The organism is Desulfoluna sp. CYM3A (assembly GCF_056829965.1).
In genome coordinates, this window is sequence record NZ_CP186556.1 from 5555598 (window position 1) to 5579669 (window position 24072).

13 protein-coding genes are annotated in these 24072 nt (G+C 61.5%); 3 read left to right on the plus strand and 10 right to left on the minus strand.

Annotated features, from left to right (window positions below):
• The first annotated feature begins 211 nt into the window (after nucleotides 1-211).
• From ACOYW1_RS28050 to ACOYW1_RS28060, 3 genes are all read left to right on the plus strand, one after another.
• Nucleotides 212-1846, plus strand: a complete 1635-nt coding sequence (locus tag ACOYW1_RS28050; protein ID WP_482420575.1) for a long-chain-fatty-acid--CoA ligase — start codon at nucleotides 212-214, stop codon at nucleotides 1844-1846.
• A gap of 11 nt (nucleotides 1847-1857) precedes the next feature.
• Nucleotides 1858-2031, plus strand: a complete 174-nt coding sequence (locus ACOYW1_RS28055; protein ID WP_482420576.1) for a hypothetical protein — start codon at nucleotides 1858-1860, stop codon at nucleotides 2029-2031.
• Nucleotides 2032-2100: 69 nt separating this feature from the next.
• Complete coding sequence (locus ACOYW1_RS28060) at nucleotides 2101-2928, plus strand: methylenetetrahydrofolate reductase (RefSeq protein ID WP_482418660.1); 828 nt, start codon at nucleotides 2101-2103, stop codon at nucleotides 2926-2928.
• Between the two features lie 116 nt (nucleotides 2929-3044).
• On the opposite strand, the gene ACOYW1_RS28065 is transcribed toward ACOYW1_RS28060, so the two are convergent.
• The 10 genes from ACOYW1_RS28065 to ACOYW1_RS28110 all read right to left on the minus strand — a co-directional run bounded on the left by ACOYW1_RS28065 (nucleotide 3045) and on the right by ACOYW1_RS28110 (nucleotide 23601).
• Complete coding sequence (locus tag ACOYW1_RS28065) at nucleotides 3045-3224, minus strand: hypothetical protein (RefSeq protein ID WP_482418661.1); 180 nt, start codon at nucleotides 3222-3224, stop codon at nucleotides 3045-3047.
• Nucleotides 3225-4046: 822 nt separating this feature from the next.
• Nucleotides 4047-6002, minus strand: coding sequence for a biotin/lipoyl-containing protein (locus tag ACOYW1_RS28070; RefSeq protein ID WP_482420577.1), 1956 nt, complete (start codon nucleotides 6000-6002; stop codon nucleotides 4047-4049).
• Between the two features lie 154 nt (nucleotides 6003-6156).
• A complete protein-coding gene (locus ACOYW1_RS28075) occupies nucleotides 6157-6357 on the minus strand; it encodes a hypothetical protein (protein WP_482420578.1) in 201 nt (66 codons plus the stop codon).
• 9 nt (nucleotides 6358-6366) lie between these two features.
• Entirely contained in the window at nucleotides 6367-7920 is a 1554-nt protein-coding gene (locus ACOYW1_RS28080) for an acyl-CoA carboxylase subunit beta (protein ID WP_482418663.1), read from the minus strand.
• 219 nt (nucleotides 7921-8139) lie between these two features.
• On the minus strand, nucleotides 8140-9267 hold the full coding sequence (locus tag ACOYW1_RS28085; RefSeq protein ID WP_180138428.1) for a sodium ion-translocating decarboxylase subunit beta: 1128 nt from the start codon (nucleotides 9265-9267) through the stop codon (nucleotides 8140-8142).
• Between the two features lie 163 nt (nucleotides 9268-9430).
• Nucleotides 9431-9865, minus strand: coding sequence for a hypothetical protein (locus ACOYW1_RS28090; protein WP_180138430.1), 435 nt, complete (start codon nucleotides 9863-9865; stop codon nucleotides 9431-9433).
• A gap of 757 nt (nucleotides 9866-10622) precedes the next feature.
• On the minus strand, nucleotides 10623-12533 hold the full coding sequence (locus tag ACOYW1_RS28095) for an SDR family NAD(P)-dependent oxidoreductase (RefSeq protein WP_482420579.1): 1911 nt from the start codon (nucleotides 12531-12533) through the stop codon (nucleotides 10623-10625).
• Nucleotides 12503-13045 carry a Rossmann-fold NAD(P)-binding domain-containing protein gene (locus tag ACOYW1_RS28100; RefSeq protein ID WP_482420580.1) on the minus strand — a complete coding sequence of 181 codons (543 nt, stop codon included), beginning with the start codon at nucleotides 13043-13045 and terminating at the stop codon, nucleotides 12503-12505. Before ACOYW1_RS28100 ends, ACOYW1_RS28095 begins: the two co-directional genes overlap by 31 nt.
• Before the next feature lie 64 nt (nucleotides 13046-13109).
• Nucleotides 13110-13409 (minus strand): acyl carrier protein, encoded by a 300-nt coding sequence (locus tag ACOYW1_RS28105; RefSeq protein ID WP_482423839.1) that lies wholly within the window; start codon nucleotides 13407-13409, stop codon nucleotides 13110-13112.
• A 133-nt stretch (nucleotides 13410-13542) separates the two neighbouring features.
• Nucleotides 13543-23601 carry a beta-ketoacyl synthase N-terminal-like domain-containing protein gene (locus ACOYW1_RS28110; RefSeq protein ID WP_482420581.1) on the minus strand — a complete coding sequence of 3353 codons (10059 nt, stop codon included), beginning with the start codon at nucleotides 23599-23601 and terminating at the stop codon, nucleotides 13543-13545.
• Between the last annotated feature and the right edge of the window lie 471 nt (nucleotides 23602-24072).

The window sequence follows — 24072 nt, forward strand, 5'->3', positions numbered from 1 at the left end:
GCCGGCGCATCACAAGCTCGTTACCTCCGTCCAGGGGGAGTCGCTTTCCCATATCTCCTCTGCATGTGATGCCATGACTGTACCTGGTGGTTGACAGTCGCAATGTTCTCTGTCTATGATTAAGGCATTCCTTTTCATTGATTTTCGGCTTTTTCTCTCCCATCAGATTCCGTAACAGCAGCATGCACCCCCAGGCACAGGAGGATCATCCATGGTCTATCAGCCCGGCGAGCCGTATGACTACCCCCTTATTCTCAAGAAACTTCTGAATACGCCGCTTGTTTACTCACCGGAGCAGGAAATTGTCTATCGGGACCAGGTACGGTTCACGTACCGGGATTTTCGTCAGCGTATCGGCCGCCTGGGATCAGCCCTGGGGCAGCTGGGCGTCTCGACCGGAGACGTGGTGGCGGTGATGGATTACGACAGCCACCGGTTCCTCGAATGTTTTTTCGGCGTGCCCATGACCGGGGCCACGCTGCAGATGGTCAACTGGCGCCTCTCCCTGGAGCAGATGGTTTACACGGTGAACCACGCCCGTGCCCGGGTGCTTTTTGTGAACACCGATTTTCTGCCCCTGGTGGAGGCCATGCGCTCCCGCCTGGAGACGGTGGAGTCCGTGGTGCTGATGCAGGAGGGGGAGAGCCGCGTCAGCCCGTCATTTCCAGTTGCCGGTGATTATGAGGGGGTGCTTGGGGGCGGGGACCCGGCTTATGAGTTTCCCGACCTGGATGAACGTACCGTGGCCACCACCTTTTACACCACGGGCACCACAGGCAACCCCAAGGGGGTGTCGTTTACCCACCGTCAGCTGGTGCTCCACACCCTGGCCGGTGCGGCGGCCCTGGGAGCCTTCGACTCGGTGGGGCGCTTTCGCTCCGGGGACGTGTACATGCCCCTGACGCCCATGTTCCATGTCCATGCCTGGGGCATGCCCTACCTGGCCACCCTGCTGGGGGTGAAGCAGGTGTACCCCGGCAAGTACGAGCCGCCCATGCTCCTGAAGCTCATCGTGGGCGAAAAGGTGACCTTCTCTCACTGCGTGCCTACCATTCTTCAGATGATTACCTCCAATCCGGCGGTGGCCTCCTTTGATCTGTCCCACTGGAAGGTGATCATCGGCGGGGCAAGGCTCCCCAGGGGCCTGGCCGAAGATGCATGGAAGATCGGAATCAAGGTGTATGCGGGGTTCGGCATGTCCGAAACCTGCCCCCTCATCAGCCTGGGCATGCCCGGGGCCGACTGGGAGAGCCTGGACCGCGACGCGCTCATGGAGACCGTGGTGAAAACCGGGCGCCCGGTTCCCCTTGCCGAGGTGGAGGTGGTGGACGAGGTGGGCCGGTTCCTCCCCCATGACGGGGTTTCCACCGGGGAGCTGGTTTTCCGGGCGCCCTGGCTGACACAGGGGTATGTGGCCGATGCGGAGCGAAGCACCGAGCTGTGGCGGGACGGGTGGCTATACAGCGGGGACGTGGGCATCATCGATCCGGACGGCTACATTCAGATCACGGATCGCATGAAGGATGTCATCAAAAGCGGTGGTGAGTGGATCTCGTCCCTGGACCTGGAAAACATCCTGAGCCGCCACGAGGCCGTGCTGGAGTCGGCGGCCATCGGGGTGCCCCATGAAACGTGGGGGGAAAGGCCCATGATGATCGTGCACCTGAAGCCCGAATACGTGGGAAGTGTGGGAGCTGAAGACCTGAAGTCCTATCTTCAGGGTGCTGCTGAAAAGGGGGACATCCCTCGATACGGGGTACCGGACGCCTTAGAGTTTGTAGACGATATCCCCAAGACCAGCGTGGGGAAACTGGACAAAAAAAGCATGCGCAGTGCCTTTCGATAAGGAGGTTTGCCATGGAACAGGACAAGTCGACACGTACGTCTCAACCGTTGAAGCAGGAGCCCCGGGGGGCCGGTCCGGGTTTTATCCGGGACCTGAGCGAGACCTGGGCGTTTTTAAAGGACATCACACGGGAGCCCTCCTGTGCGGAAGAACTCGGCTGGCCGGAGTGGCGGCGGTGGTTTTGAGCCGTCGGTTTTCGGTGACGCCTGCCGCCTGAGCAGGGCTCTTTCACAGGATCGAAACGGAGCCGACCCATGACACACAACAGGTTTGAGGTGGTGGTGGAGGTGGTGCCTCCGGCCGGGGCCGATGTGGAACCGTTACTTACGGCCCTTGAGGGGATTAATGACCTTTCTTTTACCGGGTTCAGCGTGGCCACCAATCCGGTGGCCAAGCCCCGTATGGATGCCCTCTCCCTGTGCCGGATCCTCCAGGACGAACTGAAGCGGCCCGCCACCCTCCATGTCACCACCCGGGACCACAACCGGTTGAGCCTCCAGGGGATCCTCTGGGGGGCAAAGGCCCTGGGTATTACCACGGTGCTGGCCATGACCGGGGACTTTGTGCCCCTGGCCGAAAAGGGCATGACCAGTTCGGTTCGGGATATCTCCCTCACGGAGCTCATCGGCATGGCCAGGCAGGCCGGGTTAAAGGTCGGGGTGGTGATGAACCCCTTCACCGACGAGCTGCGCCTGGGTATCGCGGTCAAGCGCTTGAAGGAGAAGGTTGCTGCCGGGGCTCAGTTCGTGGTGACCCAACCCGTCTACACCCCGGGGGATGCCGACATCCTGGCAGGCGCCCTCACCCCCCTGGGGATTCCGGTCATGCTCGGGATTCTTCCCCTGCGCACGTTCCGCCATGCCGCCTTTCTTCACCACAAGGTCTCGGGCATTGAGGTGCCCGATGAGGTGAGGAGCGCCATGGCAACGGCCGGGAACCCCACGGCCGAGGGGATTCGCCTGGCCCGCGACCTGTTGGCCGCCGCCCGGAAATGCTATGACGGCGTGTGCATCATGCCGCCCTTCGATCATTTTGAGATTCTGCACGGGGTGTTGCCAAGGGAAGGGGAAGACGCAGGGTAAGGGCCCGGGTGCGTTTCACGTACAGAGAGTGGGGGGAAGGCCTGGCAAAAGACGGAAATACCGTTTTGTGCCGGGCCTTTTTTGTTTACGTGGGAACGCACCCGGGCCGGGTGGAATCAGTAGCCCCAGGGGATGGCCGGGAGCGTGGGGTTCTTGGTGGAGAAGATCCGCTCAAGTTGACGCTTGACCTTCTTGAGCGCCTTGCGATGGGTTCGCACGGTGCTTCGTTTTTTGAGGTCGGTGAGGTACTGCTTCAGCACCGACAGGTCGGTGTTGCCGATTTCAATGTCGTACATGGCGTGCCTCCTTTGTCTGTGGGTGAGCTTCCGTGCCGTGGTCAGGACGCTGTCATGCCCGGCGCGCCTTCCGGGCCTTTGGCTTCCGGATCTCAGGGCTGTGAAGATCTGGCCCAGGTAGGTTCTGGTTGAATGTCGGTCCCGGATGCGGCAAGCCGCAGCGTTGGGGCCATAAGCATTTGCTTTCGTTGGAAGGATAGAGTCAAAAGGCGTGCCAAGGGATGCGCAAAAATGAAATATCTATTGATATCAGCCGGATAGAAAAATGACCATGGTGCCGGCATGGTCATGGCGTGTGCACCCGGTGACAGGTATGTACGGCAAAAAGGCAAAAATGAATGGCGAATGTTCTGTGAGTTCAGGGTGTTGAATAGTGTGGCCGGTGAGAAAATAAATCAGGGCCATGGGGCAGGGTGCGTTTGCGCACCGCCGAAGAATCGTAACGGTCATGAAAACCCATATACGGGTACACTTCGCGGAGTAAAGACGATTGAGACACCTGGCCCGGATATTTCATGAGAAAGCAACCAGCCAAAAGGAAAGCACTATTATTTCGAATGGCTGGAGTAAAAATGTCAGCTATTTTGAAAATGCAAAATATAAATAGACGTTTGCTGTTTGATTTTCTCACCCTTCGGGCGAGCCGAGTGCACCCATCTTCTGCGTTATCAGAGCTTTGAGGTAAACCACTACATCTGCAGCTCTGATGAATATGGGTGCACTCGACTCGTGAAATATCCGGGTTGGGCAAAGAAAGAGGCGGGGTACAAACAACGCGCTGGCGCCATGCGCCAGGGGGCTTCGTGTGTGCGGCGGGGGGGGTTACTCGATGACGCAGAGGACATCGCCGGTGGAGACGGTGTCTCCTTCGCGGCAGGGGAGGTCCCCGACGGTGCCGGAGGCCGGAGCCGAGAGGACGTTCTCCATCTTCATGGCTTCCAGGACCACGACCACGTCGCCTTTTTCCACCTTGTCACCAGGCTTTTTCTCGTAGCGGAGAACCACACCCGGCATGGGGGCGGTGAGGGTGGCCCCTCCTCCTGCGGCAGGTGCTGCAGAGGGTTTGGGGGCGGCGGGCGCAGGGGCCGGTGCTGCAGGTTTGGGCGCGGGCGCAGGGGCCGGAGCCGCGGGCTGGGCCGGGGCGGGTGCCGGAGCAACCGGGGCCGGTGCGGCCGGTGTCGCGGGGGCAGCCACCGGGGCGTGGCTCAGGACGGTGGGGCCTCCCACCTCGTCCACGGCCACTTCAAAGTGGTCACCGCCCACAAAGACGTTGAAGGTCCTTGCATAGGGGCTCTGGTCCGGGGCGTTGGACTTCCGGGCAAGGGCGTCCATATCCCCGTCGAGGATCTTTTCCGCGATGGCGGCGCGGTCCAGGGCCTCTTCCAGGGAGAGGAACTTGGCCCCTTCCGGAACGCGCTTTACCCCTTTCTGCCACTCCAGGTGGCGTTTGCCTTCCACGGGGAAGAGGGCCATGATCACCTCGTCCTCCAGGCCGTTGGCCAGGGGGTTACGGCCTTCCTCACCCTTGAGGGCGGCAGGGAGAAGCTCCGGGGGAAATTCGGTGGTGGGGGCCTCGCCCCTGGGGTAGCCTTCCAGGACGGTTTTTATGATGGCCGGGTCAATGGCTGCGGTCGGGCGGCCGTTCATGCCGTAGCAGTGGTCCTTCACCGCTGTGGTGGCGATGGAGTAGCGGGCTTCCACGTTGTCGAAGACCACGTTGTTGATGGACTGGGTCACCACCATCTCATCCAGGGGGAACTTCAGGGCGATGTTGCCCAGGTCGTTTCGCACGGCAAGGATCTCGGCCACCACCTTGTCCATAAGATCGGATTTGTCGATCTCGGCCAGCTGGTTCACGGCCACGCGCAGGGTGGTCACCGGGATGCGGTATTTCAGGGCCAGGCTGCGCAGGTGGAGGTTGGAACGCTTCATCAGGGTGCTCAGGTGCCGGGGTCGGATCTCCTCTTCAAAGAGGGCAGCGGCTTCGCACAGGGGCTCCAGGGCGCCTTCACGGGCCATGTTGAGCGAGTTGATGAGGCCTTCGGAGGGGATGGTGACCCCGCCGTCGGCAAAGGGGGAGAGGGCGGCTTCCACAACGGCTGCCCCGGCCTCAAAGGCGGCGTGGGCCGCGGCCGTGCCGCACATGGCGGTGTTGGCGATGGAGAGGTGCACGGGGATGGAGACCGCTTCGTTGATACGGCTCACCAGTTTTCTGGTGCTGTCCGGGCAGAGGAAGCCTTCGGTGTCCATGAGGCAGACGGCATCGGCGCCGAGCGCCTGGATGCGGACGGCGATCTGGGCGATCTCGTCAAAGGGGGTGCGCTTTCCCGAGGTGGGGATAAGGATGGCGGCAACAGCCGTGGCTCCCAGCTCCTTAACGGTTTCCAGGGGTGCGGAGAGGTTCCTCAGGTCGTTCACCGGATCGAAGATGCGGAAAATGGAGACCCCGGCTTCAAAGGCGCTGCCCAGGAAGGCCTTCATCAGGTCCAGGGGGGCGGCTGATCGCCCGGCCATGTGAAGGGCGGAAAGGGTCATGGCAACGGGGGTGTCGTCCATGGCCCGTTTGATGGCCCGGATGCGGCCGAAGGGGTTCTCGTTGAGTTCGGCCAGGGTGTGCTTGAAGGAGAACCCCCGGGTTGCCTCCACGGCGTAGAGACCGGCTCGGTTGAGAAAGGGGGCGATGCGTTCCATCTCAGACGTGCGCATGAGGCCGGAGAGGAGGCTCTCCTGTCCGGCGGTGAACGAGGTGTCGTATATTCGAATGGTTGATTGGCTCATATTTATCGTTGTGCTCCTGTGGTTCCTCCTGCGCCATGACGTGTGGGTCTTCCGGCGCTAGGGTTCGCGAAGGGTCCGGCCTTATATCACTGGCGGACGGGGCCCGCGTGACGAGTGGGTGTTGGGTTCTGCCTCACGGTGACGGGGCCACCGGTTACCTGCGCCCCAGGGAACGCAGCTGCATGAGGTTTCTCAGCTCCATGCTCTGGCTGCGCCCGGAAAGGCCCCAGGCATTGGACCGCTCAGCCACGACGGGCTCGGTATCCTCTGCCTGTTCGGTGGCCAAGAGGGTGAGGACAGCGCTGATGGCCGCTTTTTTCCTGAGTTCGAGTTGCTTTCGTGCGTGGGTCTCCATGACAGCTCCTTAAAGGGGGATGTTGCCGTGTTTTTTGGGCGGCCGCATCTCACGTTTGGTGGAGCAGATCTCCAGGGCCTCCATGAGCCGTACCCGGCTCTCCGAGGGTACGATGACCGAGTCCACATAGCCCCGCTGGGCTGCCACGTACGGGTTTGAAAAGAGCTCCTGATACTCTTCCACCTTCTCCCGGCGCTTTTCGTCGGGGTCCAGGGCGTCCTTGATCTCCCGGCGGTGGATGATGTTGGCCGCGCCTTCGGCACCCATGACCGCGATCTCTGCCGAGGGCCAGGCAAAGGCGAAGTCTGTGCCCAGGTGCTTGGAGCTCATGGCAATGTAGGCACCCCCGTAGTCTTTCCGGGTGATGAGCAGGAGCTTGGGCACGGTGGCTTCGGCGTAGCTCCAGAGCATCTTGGCGCCGTGGCGGATGATGCCTCCCCACTCCTGCTGGGTGCCCGGGAGAAATCCGGGAACGTCGGCAATGGTGAGAATGGGAATGTTGAAGGCATCGCAGAACCGGATAAACCGGGCCGCTTTGTCCGATGCGTTGATATCCAGGCAGCCGGCCAGAACGTTGGGCTGGCTGGCGATGATGCCGATGCTTCGTCCCCCTAAGCGCGCAAAGCAGGTGATGATGTTGGGGGCGTAGGTCATGTGGGGCTCGAAGATGGAGCCGTCGTCCACGAGGTGGCGGATCACAGCGCGCATGTCGTAGGGAGCCGAGGGCGAATCCGGGATGATGGTGTCCAGCTCGGGGATGTAGCGGCGCCCGGAGTCCTCGCCCTTGATCAGGGGGGGATCCTCCATGTTGTTGGACGGCAGGTAGGAGAGGAGCTTTCGGATGTCGCTGATGGCCTCGGTTTCGTCTTCGCACGCAAAGTGACACACGCCGCTTTTGGTGGCGTGGGTGTCGGCTCCGCCCAGGGTTTCGAAGTCCACGTCTTCCCCGGTGACCGACTTGATCACTTCGGGGCCGGTGATGAACATGTGGCTGGTCTTTTTCACCATGAAGATGAAGTCGGTCATGGCAGGCGAATAGACGGCGCCGCCCGCGGAGGGTCCCATGATGGCTGAGATCTGGGGGATGACCCCTGAGGCGGCAGAGTTTCGGAAGAAGATCTCTCCGAAACCGGCCAGGGCGTCGATGCCCTCCTGGATGCGGGCACCGCCCGAGTCGTTGATACCCACAATGGGTACCCCGGACTTCATGGCCATGTCCATGACCTTGCAGATCTTCCGGGCCTGGACTTCCCCTAAGCTTCCCGCCCGGGAGGTGAAGTCCTGGGCATAGGCGTAGACCGGGCGACCGTCCACCAGGCCGTAGCCGCAGACCACGCCGTCGCTGGCGATGGACACTTCCTCCATGCCGTAGTTGGTGCAGCGGTGGGTGGCGAACATGTCCACCTCCCGGAAGGTGTTCCGGTCGAAAAAGAGGTCCAACCGTTCTCGGGCTGTGAATTTGCCCTTGGCTTTGTGGGCTTCCACCGCTTTTTTGCCCCCCATCTGCATGATGAGGTGCTTTCGTTGTTTCAGATCGAGGATTTTATCGCTGACTTTTTTCATAATAGAACGTCTTTTCGCTCCTTGCGGTAGGCCTTCGGCGGGCCGCTTGTGTCAATACAAAGCTCCCTGTAAACTGGTTTACTTGCTCAACTGGGCCGAAAGCCGTGGTTAGCCAACAGAAGGCAGGCCGGCCTGCGCCGCCTGCAAAAACCTGTGTGTCAAACCCTGTTAGAGATGGGGGAAAAGCTTAGCCCCCGGCAGGATCGCCGGGGGCTTTTTTTAACTGAGAAAACTCCAGAGAACCCCTGCGCCGATGGCAGAGCCGATAACCCCGGAGATGTTGGGGGCCATGGCGTGCATGAGGAGAAAGTTCGTGGGGTCCTCCTGCTGGGCCACGGTGTGGACCACCCGGGCTGAGTCAGGCACAGCCGAGACGCCGGCAGCGCCGATGAGGGGGTTGATCTTCTCTTTGAGGAAGAGGTTCATGCCCTTGGCAAAGAGCAGGCCGCAGGCCGTGGCAACGCCAAATGAGAGGGCCCCCAGAACAAAGATGCCGATGGACTCTTTGGTGAGGAAGATGTCCCCCTGGGTGCTCGCCCCCACGGTGATACCCAACAGGATGGTCACCGTGTCGATGACGGTGTTGCGTGCGGCTTCGGCCAGGCGCTCGGTGACCGTGGCTTCCTTCAGGAGGTTCCCGAGGAAGAGCATGCCCAGAAGGGGCAGGGCGGCCGGGGCCAGCAGGCAGCTTAAGATCAGTCCGACAATGGGAAAGATGATGCGCTCTTTTTTGGAGACCTTTCGGGGCTCCCGCATCTTCACGAGGCGTTCCTTCTTGGTGGTGAGGAGCTTCATGATGGGGGGCTGGATCACCGGAACCAGGGCCATGTAGGAGTAGGCCGCGATGGCAATGGGGCCGATGAGCTTGGGCGCCAGCTTGGAGGTGAGAAAGATGGCCGTGGGGCCGTCCGCACCGCCGATGATGCCGATGGAAGCGGCCTCACCGGGACCGAACCCGAGCATGAGGGCTCCCAGGAAGGTGATGAAGATACCCGCCTGGGCCGCGGCTCCCAGCAGCATGAGGGAGGGCCGGGCCAGCATGGTGGAAAAGTCGGTCATGGCGCCGATGCCCATGAAGATCAGGGGCGGATAGATGCCCTTGGTCACCCCGTAGTAGAGGTAGCTGAGGACACTGCCCTCTTCGTAGATACTGAGCCCCATGCCGTGGATGACGGGGATGTTGCCCATGAGGATCCCGAAACCGATGGGCACCAGGAGCAGGGGCTCGTAGTGCTTGGCGATGCCGAGGTAAATAAAGAGGGAGCCCACGCAGAGCATGATGATCTGGCGGTAGTCCACCAGGGCGAACCCGGTGTTGTTTAAAAACTGTAAAAACAGATCTTCCATAAGTTGTCTATGTCTTCATGAGGCGGCGGATCGCCGGAACGTGACGGTCGGCGGGCGCGTTCTCATCCTTCGCTTTTTAGCAACGGCGACCGGCAGGGGCCGTGCGTTGCGGGATTGGTCTCGGGTCGGGCGGTGCGGGCAAAGGGCCCTTCAGTGGCCCGGGCTACTTGGCCGCAGATTCTTCCCAGGTAAAGAGGTTGCGCACCTCTTTTTTCAGCAGGCCCACCTCAAGGAACTGGCGAACCATCTTTTCCGGGGGCGGGTTGGTGATGCCCCGGCCTTCGGCAAAACGGATGAGCCCTTTGAGGCTGAAGCTCTCCCCTAAGAAGGGGGTGAGACGCTTGTAGCGGGCCGCCTCCAGCTCCAGGCTGGGGGTCAGGAGGGACGCCACCTGTTTCTCTTTTTCGCGGCCCATAAAGAATTGACGTATGTTGAGGCGCAATTGGTCCCGGTTCTCGATAAACTCAAGAATTTTATGGATGCGGGAAATGGCCAGGGCCAGGATGACGAGACAGGAAAAGACGATAATGATGCCTGCCAGGGCCATGTTCCAGCCGTTGTGTGCAGAAACCTGTTCAATAAGTGTCGCAATCTGCATCTGTTACTCTCCGAAAATGTTGGTCCCGAGGCGCCTCATGCATATGAGAGCACATGATGTGCATCGGGTGTTGATGCGTGGATTCCAGGGGCCTATGCCTCGTGGCGGGTCTCTCGCTGGGGTAACATCCTGTATCTGTGATGTATCATTGAGGGGGTCCGTCCGTTATCCTGGAGGTGATCAGGCCTTTTGTGAGGTCACAGGTAAAAGTAAGCATATTACGTGCCAATGTAAATCCGGGCACAATAAAAAAATGGCTCGACGGGAATCGGGTCGGAGAGGTGCAAGGGTTATACGTTTCTTGAGACGCAAAACCAGATCGTGTTCATGCCGGGCAGGGGAAAGGGCCGGAGTCTGAGGAGGGGTGTGAAGAATAGTCGCAGTCGCTGCAATGTGCGGGGATCGATTCAGTGCCTGCAGGTGTGCTGAGACGCCGATCCGGAAAAACGTTCCTGAACAGGTCTATAGTATACTCGCAAGCCGCTGGTAACATCAACGCCCTTGATGCAACAACTCAGAATCGATGCCTCCGGGGGCCTGGGCGGCTAGTTGCCGGATAGCTTTTTGAGTGAATTTTTGAATTAAGGTAATTCTGACCGAGGAACGAGGGGCAAAACACATCTGCTATCTGCTTTCAAGGTGGCACACCTTGCCGCCGGAGGCTCTGCGGACAAAACAACTAAGCCGCCCTTTCCGGTGGAAACAGCGGCTTCATAAAGCGGAGCCGCATGGTGCGACTCCGGGGTGTTTATTCTGATCAGGCGGCGGACACTTTGCCGCTGATTTTGTGCTTGTCGTCGAGTCGGGACAGCTTCACCATGCGGAAGTTGGTCAGATCCAGATAGACCTTTCCGGTGAGGTCGGTGAGGACCATGCGGTAGGTGTTGGTCCGATCGTCGGAGGCCACACGCTGGGTGATGCAGTAGTACTCCTTACCGCGCTCCACGGGGCGGACGAACTCGAATTTCTCCAGGCCGTAGGGCAGCACCAGCTCGCTGGTGGTGAAGAACTCGAAGAGGCCGCCGGTCTGGAACATGGCATCCACCATAATGACGTCGGTGAAGAACTCGGGGCGGGTCTCGCCCTTGAAGAATTCACGTTCACCATTGTGGATCACCTTGGTCACCAGGGTCTCGCCGTCAAAGGAGGCGATGTCCCGGATGGTGCGGAAAGATCCGTGCATGAAGAGGCGCTCCGGATGGTAGACCAGCTCGTCCACGGTGCCGTCGAGCTTCACTTTCGTGAACTCGGGCAGGGCCATGACGCGGTCCTCCACGGGCTTGTCCGTGAAGTGGAAGGTCCCTTCGTAGTGCAGGGTGGTCTTGCCGGTGATCTTCCCTTTGCGGAAGGTGGAGGTGATGCGGCAGTTGAGGGCGTCCTCACCCTTGTCGCTCTTCTCCGTTTCAATCTCCAGCTCCTTGGGGCGCTCCTTGAGGATCTTGATGCCGTAGGGGATGGAGAAGTCCGTCACGCTCTCAAGCCGTGCGCCGGACCGGGGGAAGAGGCGGGAAGCCGCTTCGGCCATGGTCTCGATGCCGGTGGCGCCCAGGAAGATGGGCACGTCCTTCATGCTGTGGTCTTTCAGGAAGAGGTCCCGCTTCAGGTCCAGGACCCGGGTGAAGACCATCTTGTCGTCGCTCTCGGCCTTGACCTCGTCGATGAAGGGGGTCTGCCTGTCAAACTCGGCGGCGTCCACCTCTTCGAACATGAAGTCCCGGTCAAAGGCGATGTCCGGTCCGGTGAAGAGGCTCTCGCAGCTTTCGGTGCCTGCCAGCTCGCCCATGAAGAAGTCCACGCCCCGGTCCAGGGGCAGGAAGGTGAGCCCTCGGGATTCGAGGACCTTCTTCACGGTGTCGTTGGTGGCGGCCATGCCGCTGCCACTCCAGGCGGTCCAGTCCATGACTTTGGCGATGCAGCCTTTTTCCGCTCCGAATCGCTGGACCATGCGGCCCAGCATGTCGTTGGCGCAGGTGTAATCCACCTGGGCCTCGTTGCCGAAGCGTGCGGTTACCGAGGAGAAGGTGATGACAAAACGCGGTGTTTTGCCTTCAAGGCCTTTGAAGAGGTTCTCCGCTCCCTTGATCTTGGTGTTGAAGACCCGGTTGAAGGAGGAGAGCTCTTTCTTCTCAATCATGGCGCTCTCTTCCAGGCCTGCGGCGTGGATGACCCCGTCGATCTTGGCGTAGCCCGCCATGGCCTGGGTGACGGCCTGGGTGTCTGCCGCGTCCACGGCGTGGTAGGCCACGCTCTGGGCGGCCTGCCTCAGGGTGTCGAGGTTGTCCCGGGTTTCGCGGATCTTGACGATCTTGCTTGCCGCGCGCTTCAGCTCCAGGGGTTTGGCCCCTTTCATGGTGGCGCGGAGCTTGGCCATGACCGCCCCTTCGGAGAGGTCGCCCGTGGCGAACTCGGGGGCAAGGCCCTCGATGTCCGAGCGACCCAGGATCACCAGGTTGCAGGGGGCGTGGGCCACGACTTTTTTAAGGATGTCGTAGGTGATGCCCCGGGCGCCGCCGGTGACCACCACGGTGTCCCCGGCTTTCATGAGCGGGGTGCCCTTGGACGAGGACTCGGCCACCAGCCTGAGGCCTAAGCGTTTTCCGCTCTCAAGGCCCGTCTCCACGCGGCGGCTGCCGTTGGTCAGCTCGCCCATGAAGGCGGCGGCTGCCATGCGGGCATCTGCTGCGGTGATGCCGGGGGCCAGGTCGATGATACGGACCAGGGCGTTTTCGACCTGATGGTCTTGAGCATTCCGGACAGTCCGGCAAAGGCGGGGTGGCTCTTGGCGCCGCCCGCGTCTCCGTAAGGGAAGACCACAGAGCCCACGGAGAGGGCGCCGATGAGGGCCCCTTCGCGGTTCAGGGACTCTTGGAGCTCCCGCAGGATAAGGAAAAAACCTTTGATGGCGCCTTCAGCGTCGGTGGTAACCCCGTTGGGGCAGCTCTCCAGGTACCCGTCCATGGCAGACAGGTGCAGGAGGCCGTCCACCGAGGGCTCTCGCTTCTTCATCTCGGCCAGGGTGGCGACAAGGGCTTCGTGGTCGGCGAGATCACAGGCGTAGGTGCTGTCCTTAGATCCGATGGTGATGACGCGGCCGCCCCGGGCTTCCACCACCAGCTTTACCTGGTCGGCAAATCCGTGACGGTCCTGGGTGACAAGGATGGTCTTTTTGGCCAAGTCCACATGGACGCCTGATCGTTCTCCCAGCTGCTTGACGCGGATGGCGTAGCGGTTGACCCCGCCCTCTTCAAAGGAAGGGACGCCTAAGTCCGTGACCCCGGATCCTGCAGGGGCCGCGGGAGCGGAAGGTGAACCATTCTCCGGTGCTTCGATGGGCCCTGTCGGTGACGTAGGCTGCCAGGCTCTCGATGGAGTTTAAGTCCCGGAGCTGCAGGTCTTCGGGCACGTCCAGGCCGAAGTGGGCCGAGATCTTGCCGAAGACTTCCACCTGCTTGACGGTGTCGATACCGAGGTCGGCTTCCAGGTCCAGGCCGTCGTCCAGCATGTCCACGGTGTAGCCGGTCTCATCGGCGATGATGCCCTTGATGGCGGAGACAACGCCGGTGGCGGCTGGCGCCGTACCGGAAGCAGCCGGGCAGCCTCAACTGCGGGAGCGGCGGCTTCAGCAGGTGCTGCTCCCCCTTGAGCGGCAATGTACCCTGCCAGCTTGGCGATGGTGTTCATCTGGAGCTGAAGGTCTTCGGGACGTCCAGGCCGAATTCAGCGGAGATCTTACCGAAGACCTCCACCTGCTTCACCGTGTCGATGCCGAGGTCGGCCTCAAGGTCGAGGCCTTCGTCGAGCATGTCCGTGGTGTAGCCGGTCTCCTCCGCGATGATGTTCTTCACCGTGTCCACGGCGCCGGAGGCGTTTGCTGCCGGGGCTGCGGGAGCTGCTTCAGCAGGAGCGGCAGCTGCTGCGCCGCCCTGTGCTGAAATATAGCCAGCCAGCTTGGCGATGGTGTTGAGGTCGCGGAGCTGAAGGTCTTCGGGGACGTCCAGGCCGAACTCAGCGGAGATCTTGCCGAAGACTTCCACCTGCTTCACCGTGTCGATGCCGAGGTCCGCCTCAAGGTCGAGGTCTTCGTCGAGCATGTCCGTGGTGTAGCCGGTTTCCTCAGCGATGATGTTCTTAACTGTCTCCACGGCGCCGGAGGCGTTTGCTGCCGGGGCTGCGGGAGCTGCTTCAGCAGGGGCGGCAGCTGCTGCGCCGCCCTGTGCTGAAATATAGCCAGCCAGCTTGGCGATGGTGTTCAAATCCCGGAGCTGAAGGTCTTCGGGAACGTCCAGGCCGAACTCAGCGGAGATCTTACCGAAGACTTCCACCTGCTTCACCGTGTCGATGCCGAGGTCCGCCTCAAGATCGAGGTCCTCGTCGAGCATGTCCGTGGTGTAGCCGGTCTCCTCTGCGATGATGTTCTTCACAGTCTCCACCGCGCCGGAGGCGTTTGCTGCCGGGGCTGCGGGAGCTGCTTCAGCAGGGGCGGCAGCTGCTGCGCCGCCCTGTGCTGAAATATACCCTGCCAGCTTGGCGATGGTGTTCAAATCCCGGAGCTGAAGGTCTTCGGGAACGTCCAGGCCGAATTCAGCGGAGATCTTACCGAAGACCTCCACCTGCTTCACCGTGTCGATGCCGAGGTCCGCCTCAAGGTCGAGGTCGTCTTCAAGCATGTCCGTGGTGTAACCGGTTTCTTCTGCGATGATGTTCTTCACAGTGTCCACGGCGCCGGAGGCGTTTACTGTCGGGGCTGCGGGGGCAGCTTCAGCAGGGGCGGCAGCTGCTGCGCCGCCCTGTGCTGAAATATAGCCAGCCAGCTTGGCGATGGTGTTGAGGTCCCGGAGCTGAAGATCTTCGGGGACGTCCAGGCCGAACTCAGCGGAGATCTTGCCGAAGACTTCCACCTGCTTCACCGTGTCGATGCCGAGGTCCGCCTCCAGGTCGAGGTCGTCTTCGAGCATGTCCGTGGTGTAGCCGGTTTCTTCAGCGATGATGTTCTTCACTGTCTCCACCGCGCCGGAGGCGTTTACTGCCGGGGCTGCGGGAGCTGCTTCAGCAGGGGCGGCAGCTGCTGCGCCGCCCTGTGCAGAAATATAGCCAGCCAGCTTGGCGATGGTGTTGAGGTCGCGGAGCTGAAGGTCTTCGGGGACATCCAGGCCGAACTCAGCGGAGATCTTGCCGAAGACTTCCACCTGCTTCACCGTGTCGATGCCGAGGTCCGCCTCCAGGTCGAGGTCGTCTTCCAGCATGTCCGTGGTGTAGCCGGTTTCCTCAGCAATGATTTTCTTAATCGCGTCCACGGCGCCGGAGGCGTTTACTGCCGGTGCTGCGGGAGCTGCCTCAGCCGGAGCGGCAGCCGCACCTCCTTGTGCAGAGATGTAGCCAGCCAGCTTGGCGATGGTGTTGAGGTCGCGGAGCTGAAGGTCTTCGGGGACATCCAGGCCGAACTCAGCGGAGATCTTGCCGAAGACTTCCACCTGCTTCACTGTGTCGATGCCGAGGTCGGCTTCCAGGTCGAGGTCGTCTTCCAGCATGTCCGTGGTGTAGCCGGTTTCCTCAGCAATGATTTTCTTAATCGCGTCCACGGCGCCGGAGGCGTTTACTGCCGGTGCTGCGGGAGCTGCCTCAGCCGGAGCGGCAGCCGCACCTCCTTGTGCAGAGATGTAGCCAGCCAGCTTGGCGATGGTGTTCAAGTCCCGGAGCTGAAGGTCTTCGGGGACGTCCAGGCCGAACTCAGCGGAGATCTTGCCGAAGACTTCCACCTGCTTCACCGTGTCGATGCCGAGGTCGGCCTCAAGGTCGAGGTCGTCTTCGAGCATGTCCGTGGTGTACCCGGTCTCCTCTGCGATGATTTTCTTCACTGTCTCCACAGCGCCAGAGGCGGCTGCGGCGGGCGCTGATTCAGCGGGGGCAGGTTTCTGCTCCTGAACCTGGGCTGCGGTCTGGGCGGCCGGAGCGGGCGCGGGCTTTTCAGCGGGTGCGGCCTGGGCCTTGACGTTCACTGGGGCTTCGATGGTCTTGCGGCCCCCGGGGGTGGTGTCGGACTGAACCCTCAAGGTGTGGTCCACCACCTCCAGAACGGGGTACTCCTCGCCAGAGATGTGCTTGAGCCAGTTGAAGTAGTCGGCGTTGTTCTCGCGGCTGAGCTCGGCCTCCTCCCGGATAAAGAGGAAGGCGAAGTGGGAGCCGAAGCCCGCGGCAAAGTGGATGCCGTACTCCAGGTCTTTCTCCTCGCCTCGGGAGAAGGTCAGATCGGAGAACTCTTCGGCCAGGTCCGTGAGGTTGGCGATGGGGGGCGCCTGGTTCTTGGCCAGGGCCTTGACCATTACGGCGTCTTCAATGGCCGCGCCCAGGGTGTGGCCGGTGAAGCCCTTGGTGTTGGCGATGGTCACCTTGGAGGCGTGCTCACCAAAGGCTGCGCGCAGGGCCTTGATCTCGGCGTCGGCGCTGCCGCCCCGTGCCGGGGTGTAGGTTTCGTGGGACATGAACAGGGCCTTTTCGGCGTACTGGTCACGCTTGAGGCCGTGGCGAGCTTCGATGCGGGAAACAAAGCGGCTCAGCTCACGAGCCAGGTGCTCCTGGTCGATGCGGGTGGAGTGGAAGGCGCTGTTGCCGATGTAGGAGCCGAGGATATCGGCCTGGCCGCGCTGGCCCCTGCCTGCCAGGGAGTCTTTTCGCTCCACGATGAGGGAGACGGCACCGGCGCCCAGGATGGTCCCGTTGCGGTTGGTGTCAAAGGGCTTGGCTGCTTCGGCCACGGTCTTCTTGATGCTGGCAGCCCCCATGGAGAGGAAGCTGGAGGCGATCCAGGGCACCTGGGCCTTGTTGGTGGCTGCCTCGCCGCCGATGACGATGACGCGCTCGCAGCGACCCGTGCGGATCCAGTCCTCGGCCGTGGCGCAGGCCTGGGTGGTGGAGGCGCAGGCACCGGAGAGCAGGAGGTTGGGACCCTTGGCCTTGATCATCTGGGCAAAGTGGGCGGAGCCCAGGGCGATGGCGTTGATGATCAGCTCCCGGTTGAACTGGTAGGGGGTCTCGGGCTGGTCCTTTTTGAGGCCGAAGAACCAGTCGGTGAGGCGCCCTTTGAGCTCGGTGTCCTTCACGGTCTCCATGAGATAGTAGTAGATCTTCTCCATCTCTTTGAAGGGCTTCACGGAGAACTTGTCCCGGCAGTAGTTTTCCACCTCGGTGAGGAGGGTCTCCCATCCCTGGAACAGGGAGGTCATGATGACGCCGGTGGTCTCCTGCATCTCTTCGGGCAGGGCAAATCCGTTGGTGATGCGCTTGCCGCTGGGCCCGGTGGTCCAGTTGCGCACCAGGGGGATGCCTGCGTCGCGCAGGGCGTTGATGCCGGCTGCGATCCCTAAGTTGATGCTGATGTCGTAGTTGTACTTGATGCCGAAGTCGCTGTGGTGGAAGTACCCGAGCTTACCGGCAAGCTGGATCACCTCCTCGGGGGAGTTGATGGCCATCATGCGGGCGTTGCCGTTGGGCGCCTTGTGGATCCGCACGATGTTTTTGTCCAGCATGAATCCGCGCTCTGCCTCGGTGAGGTTCTCGATGCAGTTGTGGCCTGCGATGATCTTGTCGAAGTTGGCCTCGTCAAAAACGCGTCCGGAAGAACCGGGCAGGCCGATGGAGACACCGGCGATGGAGATGGAACCGGTGTAGAACCCGAAGGTCTCCACCTCGCGCAGGCGCTTCTCGCGGCGGGATTTGATGTACTCTTTTTCGATGAGGGCCTTCAGGCTCTCGGAGTTGTCCTGCAAAAAGGCGTTGAAGTCGTCGTGGTCGCCGGAAAAGGTGCCTTCGGCCTCGGAAGGCGCGGAGGCCACGGGCACGGCCGCGGGTGTCGGGGCCTTGGGGGCGGCGGCTGCGTGTGCAGCGGGTGTGTCTTGTTGAACAGTGTCGGTCATAACGGGTCTGATGGTCTCGATAAGTGCCTCAAGGGAGGCCGCCTCGCCCTTTCCTTTGTCCACGGAGAGGTGAGCGGTGTAGCCCTCGGGCAGGATGTATTTTAAAAGCCCGGTGAGGATCTTGCCGGTTCCCACCTCGTAGAAGGTGCGAACCCCGGCTGCGTGGACGGTTTCCACGGATTTTATGAACTCCACCGGAGAGATAATCTGGTTGATGAGGAGGCGTTTTACCGCGGCCTCGTCATTGGGGTAGGGCAGTCCGGTGACATTGGAGATCACCTTGGAAAAGCCCTTCCGGTTGAAGGCCATGCCTTCGATGAACCGGGCCAGCTCGTCGGCGGCGGCCCTGAGGATAGGGGTGTGGAACGCTCCGGTCAAGGGGAGCTTTCGGAACATGGCACCCTTTTGTGTCAGGAACCCGCAGAATGTGTCGATGGCCCCTTCGAGACCGGAGACAGCCGTCTGCTTGGTGCTGTTCTTGTTGGTGACGTAAATGTCGCCGATGCCGGACTCCGCGATGAGGGCCGCGGCCTCTTCGGCGTTCTTGAAGAGCACCAGGATGCGGCCCGGGGTGTTCTGGTCCGCTTTTTTCATGAGCTCGGAGCGCTTCATCACCAGGCGGAAGGCATCGTCAAAGGAGAGGATGCCGCTGGTGTAAAGGGCCGAGTACTCACCCACGCTGTGGCCGATGTGGTAGTCGGAGTCAAACCCGGCTTCGGAGAGCAGGTCGAACACCGCTGCCGTGGCCAGGAAGACCGCGGGCTGGGTGAAGTCTGTGGAGTGGATCCTCGCGTCCTCGTCGGCAAACATCACCTCCAGAAGGGAGGTGCCCCGCTCTTTTCGGAAGAGGGCGTCGGCCTTGTCGAACATCTCCTTGACGTAGGCGTTGCTTTCGTAGACAGGCTGCATCATCTTCGGGTACTGGGAACCCTGGCCGCAGAGTAGGGCGCAGGATTCTCCGGCGTGGACCTCACCGTGGGGCATGGGTGCAGCCACGGTTTCGGTGGCTGCCTCTTCGGCAAAGGAGGCTGCCTCCTCGGACATCCACCGGGGCAGGGTGCTGACAACGGCGTGGCCGTGGTTGGCACCGAAGCCGAAGAGGTTGGCACCGAGGCTCAGGCGATGCCCCTTGGGGGCGTCTGCCAGGTCGAGGCCGGGGACCAGGTTGTAGCGGTCCGCCACAATGGAATGCTCCGAGGAGTGGCTGTGGTGGGGCAGCAGCTTGCCGTGCTTGGCCATCAAGGCCAGCTTCACCAGGGCAATGGCCGGGTTGGCGCCCTTGTAGTAGCCGAACTCGGGCTTGATGTTGCCCAGGCGCGTCTTGTGGCCGAAGCTCTTGGAAGCGGCCTGGAGCTCCACCTGGTCGAGCATCAGGGAAGAGAAACCGAAGAGGTCCACATGGGCCACGTCCTCTTTGATAACGTCGCAGCGATCAAAGCGGCGGGTGGTCACCTCGCGGAACAGGGCCTCGGAGGGAGCGTAGAGGTTACGGGCCGGGTTGGAGCGGAAGCCGATCTCAGAGAGTTCGGCGAACACGGGCATGTTCAGCTCTTTGGCCTTTTTATAGGTGGTGAGCACCAGGGCTGCGGCCCCTTCGCCCAGGTGGATGCCCTTGGCCCGCTTGTCGCAAATGAAGGTCTCGGCGTCGGTGAGAACCCCGAGGCGCTTGAAGACCATCATGATGGCCGGGTAGAAGCTGGCGTCCACGCCCCCTGCCACGACCATGTCAAAGTCCCCGGCCTTCAGGCCTTTTACAGAAAGGTCGGCTGCAATGCCGCCGGAGGCGCAGGCTGCGTCCACCACGAAGTTGGCCCCGTTGGCGCCGAAGAAGTTGGCGATGCGTCCGGTGATGATGTTGGTGAGAAGGCCCGGGGTGGTGTCCTCGTTGTTCTCCATGAACCGCTCACGGATACTTTCCATGAGGGCTTCCCCGGCCTTGGCTGCCTTGGCAGGGTCCACGCCCGGGGTCTCGGCGATAAAGCTCGCAACCAGGGGGGCGCGGGTCCGCACGATGTTCTCCACGTGCTTCTCCCCGCTGATGCTGCCCATGATGACGGCGGTCTTGTTGGCTTTGCCGAACATCTTCTCGCGGTCTCCGCCGCAGGCTTCGTCAATGGCCTGGGTGGCGGCGTCCAGAGCGAAGAACTGGGCGCGGTCGATGGACTTGGCCGTCTTGGGCGGGATGCGATACTTCAGGTTGTTGAAGGTGTAGTCGGGGATCACCCCGGCCTTGACCCTTGGCAGGCTGAAGTCGTTCTCTTCATCCACGAAGTAGTCGAGGTGCAGGCGGTTTTCCGGCATCTCGGAGAGGATCTTCTTGCCGTCCACCAGGGTCTCCCAGAACTGGTCCGTGGAGAGGCCGCCGGGAAGGACGGTGCCCATGCCGCTGATCACGATGCGGTCGTCGTTGTAATCCCAGGTGGTGTCCGGGAAGATGGTTCGCGCCGGGGGCTGGTAGTCGGAAGTGAACTCCTCCACCACCGCATGGTAGTTGATGCCGCCGAACCCGTAGGCGGAGACAGCCGCACGCTTGGGTTTTCCGGATTCAGTGGTCCAGGGCTTGGCATCCTTGATAATGTAGAGCTTGGAGTTGTCGTCCAGCTCGTGCTTGGGGGATGCTTTTTCAAACTGGCCGTTGGGGGGCAGGATGCCGTGTTTCATGGCCAGAAGTACCTTGATAAGGCCTGCTGCGCCCGCACCGCCCAGGAGGTGGCCGATCTGGGATTTCACGGAGCTGATACCCTTGGGTCTGCCCGTGTCGTAGACCCGCTTCAGGGTCTTGATCTCGGTGATGTCCCCCAGGATGGTGGAGGTGCCGTGGGCTTCGATGAAGTCCACGTCGTCGAAGGTGAGGCCACGGGCCTGGTCGAAGCAGCGCCTCAGGGCGTACTCCTGTCCGTCGGGGTTGGGTGCGGCAATGGCCTTGCCCTTGCCGTCGGAGCTGCCGCCCACGCCCTTGACGATACCCAGGATGGTGTCTCCGTCCCGCAGGGCGTCCTTGGCACGCTTGAGGACCACCACACCGGCGCCTTCGCCCAGGACAAAGCCGTCGGAACGCTCGTCAAAGGGCCAGGAGCCTTTGGCTGAGAGGGCCCCCATCTTGGCAAAGCCGATGAAGGTCTCGGGGTTGATGCTGGTGTTGATGCCGCCGGTGATGACCACGTCGTGGCTGCCGGAGAGGAGCTCCTTGATACCGGAGTCCAGGGCGGCAAAGCTTGTGGCGCAGGCCGCGTCCACCACGTAGTTGGCACCCAAAGCGCCGATGGCGGCTGCCACGCGGGAGGCTTCGATGTTCAGGGTGGCGCAGTCCGGGGATTCGTTGCGGTAGTCACCGGCCATGCGGTCCTTGAGGTGGGCCAGGACTTTGACCTTCTCGTCCTCGGTAAGGGCCTTGAAGGCGTCGCTCTGCTCTAAGTGCCAGCGCAGCTCAGGGTAGTAGTACTTGAGGTTGAGATGGTGGCTGGTCTCGTTGCCGAGGCAGCTGCCCATGATCACCGCGGTGGTGGCCAGGGGAAGGCCCTTGCCCTGGGGGTACCCTGCTTTTTCCAGTGCCTCGAAAGTGGCGGTGAGGGCCATCTTCTGGCTTCGGGAGATCTGCTGCCCGGCCTTGGGATCCTGGCCGTAGGCAGCCGGGTCAAAGACGAAGTCGTCCACGGTGGCAGCGATCTTGGTGTAGGTGCTGTCCATGGCCTTGCGGTTTTCGTTGTAGAACGGCGCAAGGTCCACGCGGGCCGGGTCCACCTCTTTGATGGAGTAGCGCTTGGACTCGATGTTCTTCCAGAAGTCGTCGGTGTCATGGGCGTCGGGATAGACACAGCCCATGCCGATGATGGCGATCTCATCGTTCATCATCCCGCACTTGGCGGTCATGACTTCCAGCTCGTTTAAGTTGGCGGAGAGGCCTTCCTTGCTCTGCATCTGGCCGTCGTGAACCGCCTTGACCGATGTGGTCTCAGCAAAGAAGGCGAGGCTGTTGCCCACGGAGTAGTTGCCCTTGTGGAAGGCCTCGTCGTCGTTGTACGTGATGTAGGAGAGGGGCTCGCCCTTCTTGAGCTTGTCAAAATCCGGGGAGAAGCCCTTGGCCGCGATGAGAAGCGAGCCGATGTTGTCCTTCTTGAGAAGGCACACTTGACGGGTGCGAGAGGAAAGATCTTCCACGATGCGCTGGTATTCGTTGGCCACGATCTCCATGGAGAAGGGGGTCTTGATGGTACGGCAGGCAAGGCCCACGGTGGTACCGATACGCAGGGTGGTGATCTCTTCCCGAGCCACGTCCTGGTATTTTTTCATCAGGGCGCCGGTTTCAACGATCTCGTCGGTGAAGAGGTAGGGGGTGCCGAGCTGGATGCCCACCTTGGCCCCTTTTTCAGCCAGGACCGCGGACATGGCGGAGATGAACCAGGAGCCGGTGCGGGTGGCGATGCCCCCTGCAAAGATGGCGGTCTGGTTTGCAAGGGCCTCTTCAGGCTGGGCCAGGAGGTGGGTGATGCCCATCTCCCAGAGGACCAGGCTGCTCAGGCGCCCGACGTGGCCGCCCGCTTCGGTGCCTTCGAAGATGAAGCGCTTGCAGCCCGAGGACAGAGCGTTTTTCAGCATCCCCGAGGCCGGGGTGTGCAAAAAGGTCTTGGTGCCCGCTGCTTCCAGCTCAATGGCCTGGGAGGAGATAGCCCCGGCAAACAGGGCAAAGGGGACCTTGTATTTTTTCACGGTCTCAATGTGACCGGCAACGGCCTTGTTCAGGGCTTCGATGCCGATGAGGCCCGCACCGAAGCGAGGCACCTTGCGGGAGCCCTCTTCGATGATCTTCTCGGCCAGGTCGGCCGGGAGGCTGCCCATGGCAAAGTAGGGCAGGCCCCCTTCGCGGAAGACGGTCTCGGCGAAGTCGGCGTTGTCGCTGATGTTGGCCATGGGGCCCTGCATGATGGGGTAGCGGGTGCCGAGCTCCTGGGCCAGGGGAGAGTTCTCTTTTAACGGATCGTGGGCATCCACCAGGGCGGTGAGTTCACCCACGCGGGTGAAAAAGCGGTCGATGACCGAGGCCACATCCGTGCCTTCGGCCACAAAGCGCTTGGCAAAGACCCCGTCCTGCCCCAGGAAGAAGAGGCTTTGGACCGGGTTGGCCCCTTCGGTGTTGATGGGGGTGAACCGCTTTTCGATTTCGCGGCGCAGCACCTCGGCTTCGTCCGCGTGATTGAGGAGCGCGGATTCCATCTCCCCGAGCTCCTTGACCACCTTGGTGGCGAGCTTGCAGAAGAAACGGAAGCGAAAAGGCAGGGTGCGTCCGATGGAGATGGAGTCGAACTCTTCGAGTTTTTTGAGCTGCTCTTTAAAGGCCGGGGCCACCGGCGCTTCGTCGGTGAGGTAGAGCTGGGAGTCGAGGACGACGCCCGAGGCACCGGCGCCGAAGAGGCCAGCAGCGGTGTGGAAACCGACACCGCCGTGGACGAAGACAGGAAACTCGCTCTTTTCCAGGTACCACTGGAGCAGGATAAAAGAGGTGTAGCGGGAGATGCATCCGCCCGCTTCCGAACCGCGGACCACCACGGCGTCGGGCTTGCCGTCGGCCAGGGGAAAGGTGGTACCCAGGTTCACGGCTTCCACCACCACCTTGCAGCCCAGGCGGCTCTTGGAGATGGCGGAGAAGTGTTTGGCAGCCGCTGCCGCCACAACCACCAGGTCCAGGGTGGGGATGCTGCTGGTGTCGAGGAAGTGAATCAGCCCGCCCATGGAGGTGCGGAGCCGGACGCCGAAGGGGAATCCTTCCTTGGAAAGGGTTTTCACGCCTTCAATGGCGTTTTTTTCGTCCATCATTTCGGTGTCGAACACAGGGAGCACGCCGGCCCTGGAGAGCGCGCGGAAATAGCCGATGTCGAAAGCGCCTGTGGGGTTTGTGGCCGGGTGTGCAGGCAGTGGATCCTGAGACTTCGTTTGATGGTTTGAAGCTTCTGTAGTCCGGACCCGAAGGGGCTAGAGTGCTCGTAGGGGCCGGGGTTGTGTCATCTTCTGCATCGTGTTTGAGCGCCATGGGGTCTTGGGGCCAATAATCTTACAATAATTACGTTTACGTGAGGCGGTCGTGAATACATGCTGTCTTGGCCGGGCAGACTCGGCGCCCGTGATGCGGGCCGTTGAATATGGCCCTGATGCAGAAAAAAATGAATAGCATTCATAAATTTTGAGTCCCAAACGGATGCAAAAGGCGTGCCATTTATTTTAAACTGGGGTAAGCTCTCGATTTGCCGACCTTTGATGCCCATGCTTGCCGGGTACCTTGGGAGGGTGCTATGGTAAAAAGTC

Excerpts from the sequence above, each read along its gene's own strand:
- ACOYW1_RS28085 (WP_180138428.1), bottom strand. The coding sequence starts at position 9,267 with ATGGAAGATCTGTTTTTACAGTTTTTAAACAACACCGGGTTCGCCCTG.
- ACOYW1_RS28090 (WP_180138430.1), bottom strand. The coding sequence starts at position 9,865 with ATGCAGATTGCGACACTTATTGAACAGGTTTCTGCACACAACGGCTGG.
- ACOYW1_RS28075 (WP_482420578.1), bottom strand. The coding sequence starts at position 6,357 with ATGGAGACCCACGCACGAAAGCAACTCGAACTCAGGAAAAAAGCGGCC.
- ACOYW1_RS28050 (WP_482420575.1), top strand. The coding sequence starts at position 212 with ATGGTCTATCAGCCCGGCGAGCCGTATGACTACCCCCTTATTCTCAAG.
- ACOYW1_RS28095 (WP_482420579.1), bottom strand. The coding sequence starts at position 12,533 with ATGGCAGCCGCCGCCTTCATGGGCGAGCTGACCAACGGCAGCCGCCGC.
- ACOYW1_RS28080 (WP_482418663.1), bottom strand. The coding sequence starts at position 7,920 with ATGAAAAAAGTCAGCGATAAAATCCTCGATCTGAAACAACGAAAGCAC.
- ACOYW1_RS28060 (WP_482418660.1), top strand. The coding sequence starts at position 2,101 with ATGACACACAACAGGTTTGAGGTGGTGGTGGAGGTGGTGCCTCCGGCC.
- ACOYW1_RS28065 (WP_482418661.1), bottom strand. The coding sequence starts at position 3,224 with ATGTACGACATTGAAATCGGCAACACCGACCTGTCGGTGCTGAAGCAG.
- ACOYW1_RS28055 (WP_482420576.1), top strand. The coding sequence starts at position 1,858 with ATGGAACAGGACAAGTCGACACGTACGTCTCAACCGTTGAAGCAGGAG.
- ACOYW1_RS28070 (WP_482420577.1), bottom strand. The coding sequence starts at position 6,002 with ATGAGCCAATCAACCATTCGAATATACGACACCTCGTTCACCGCCGGA.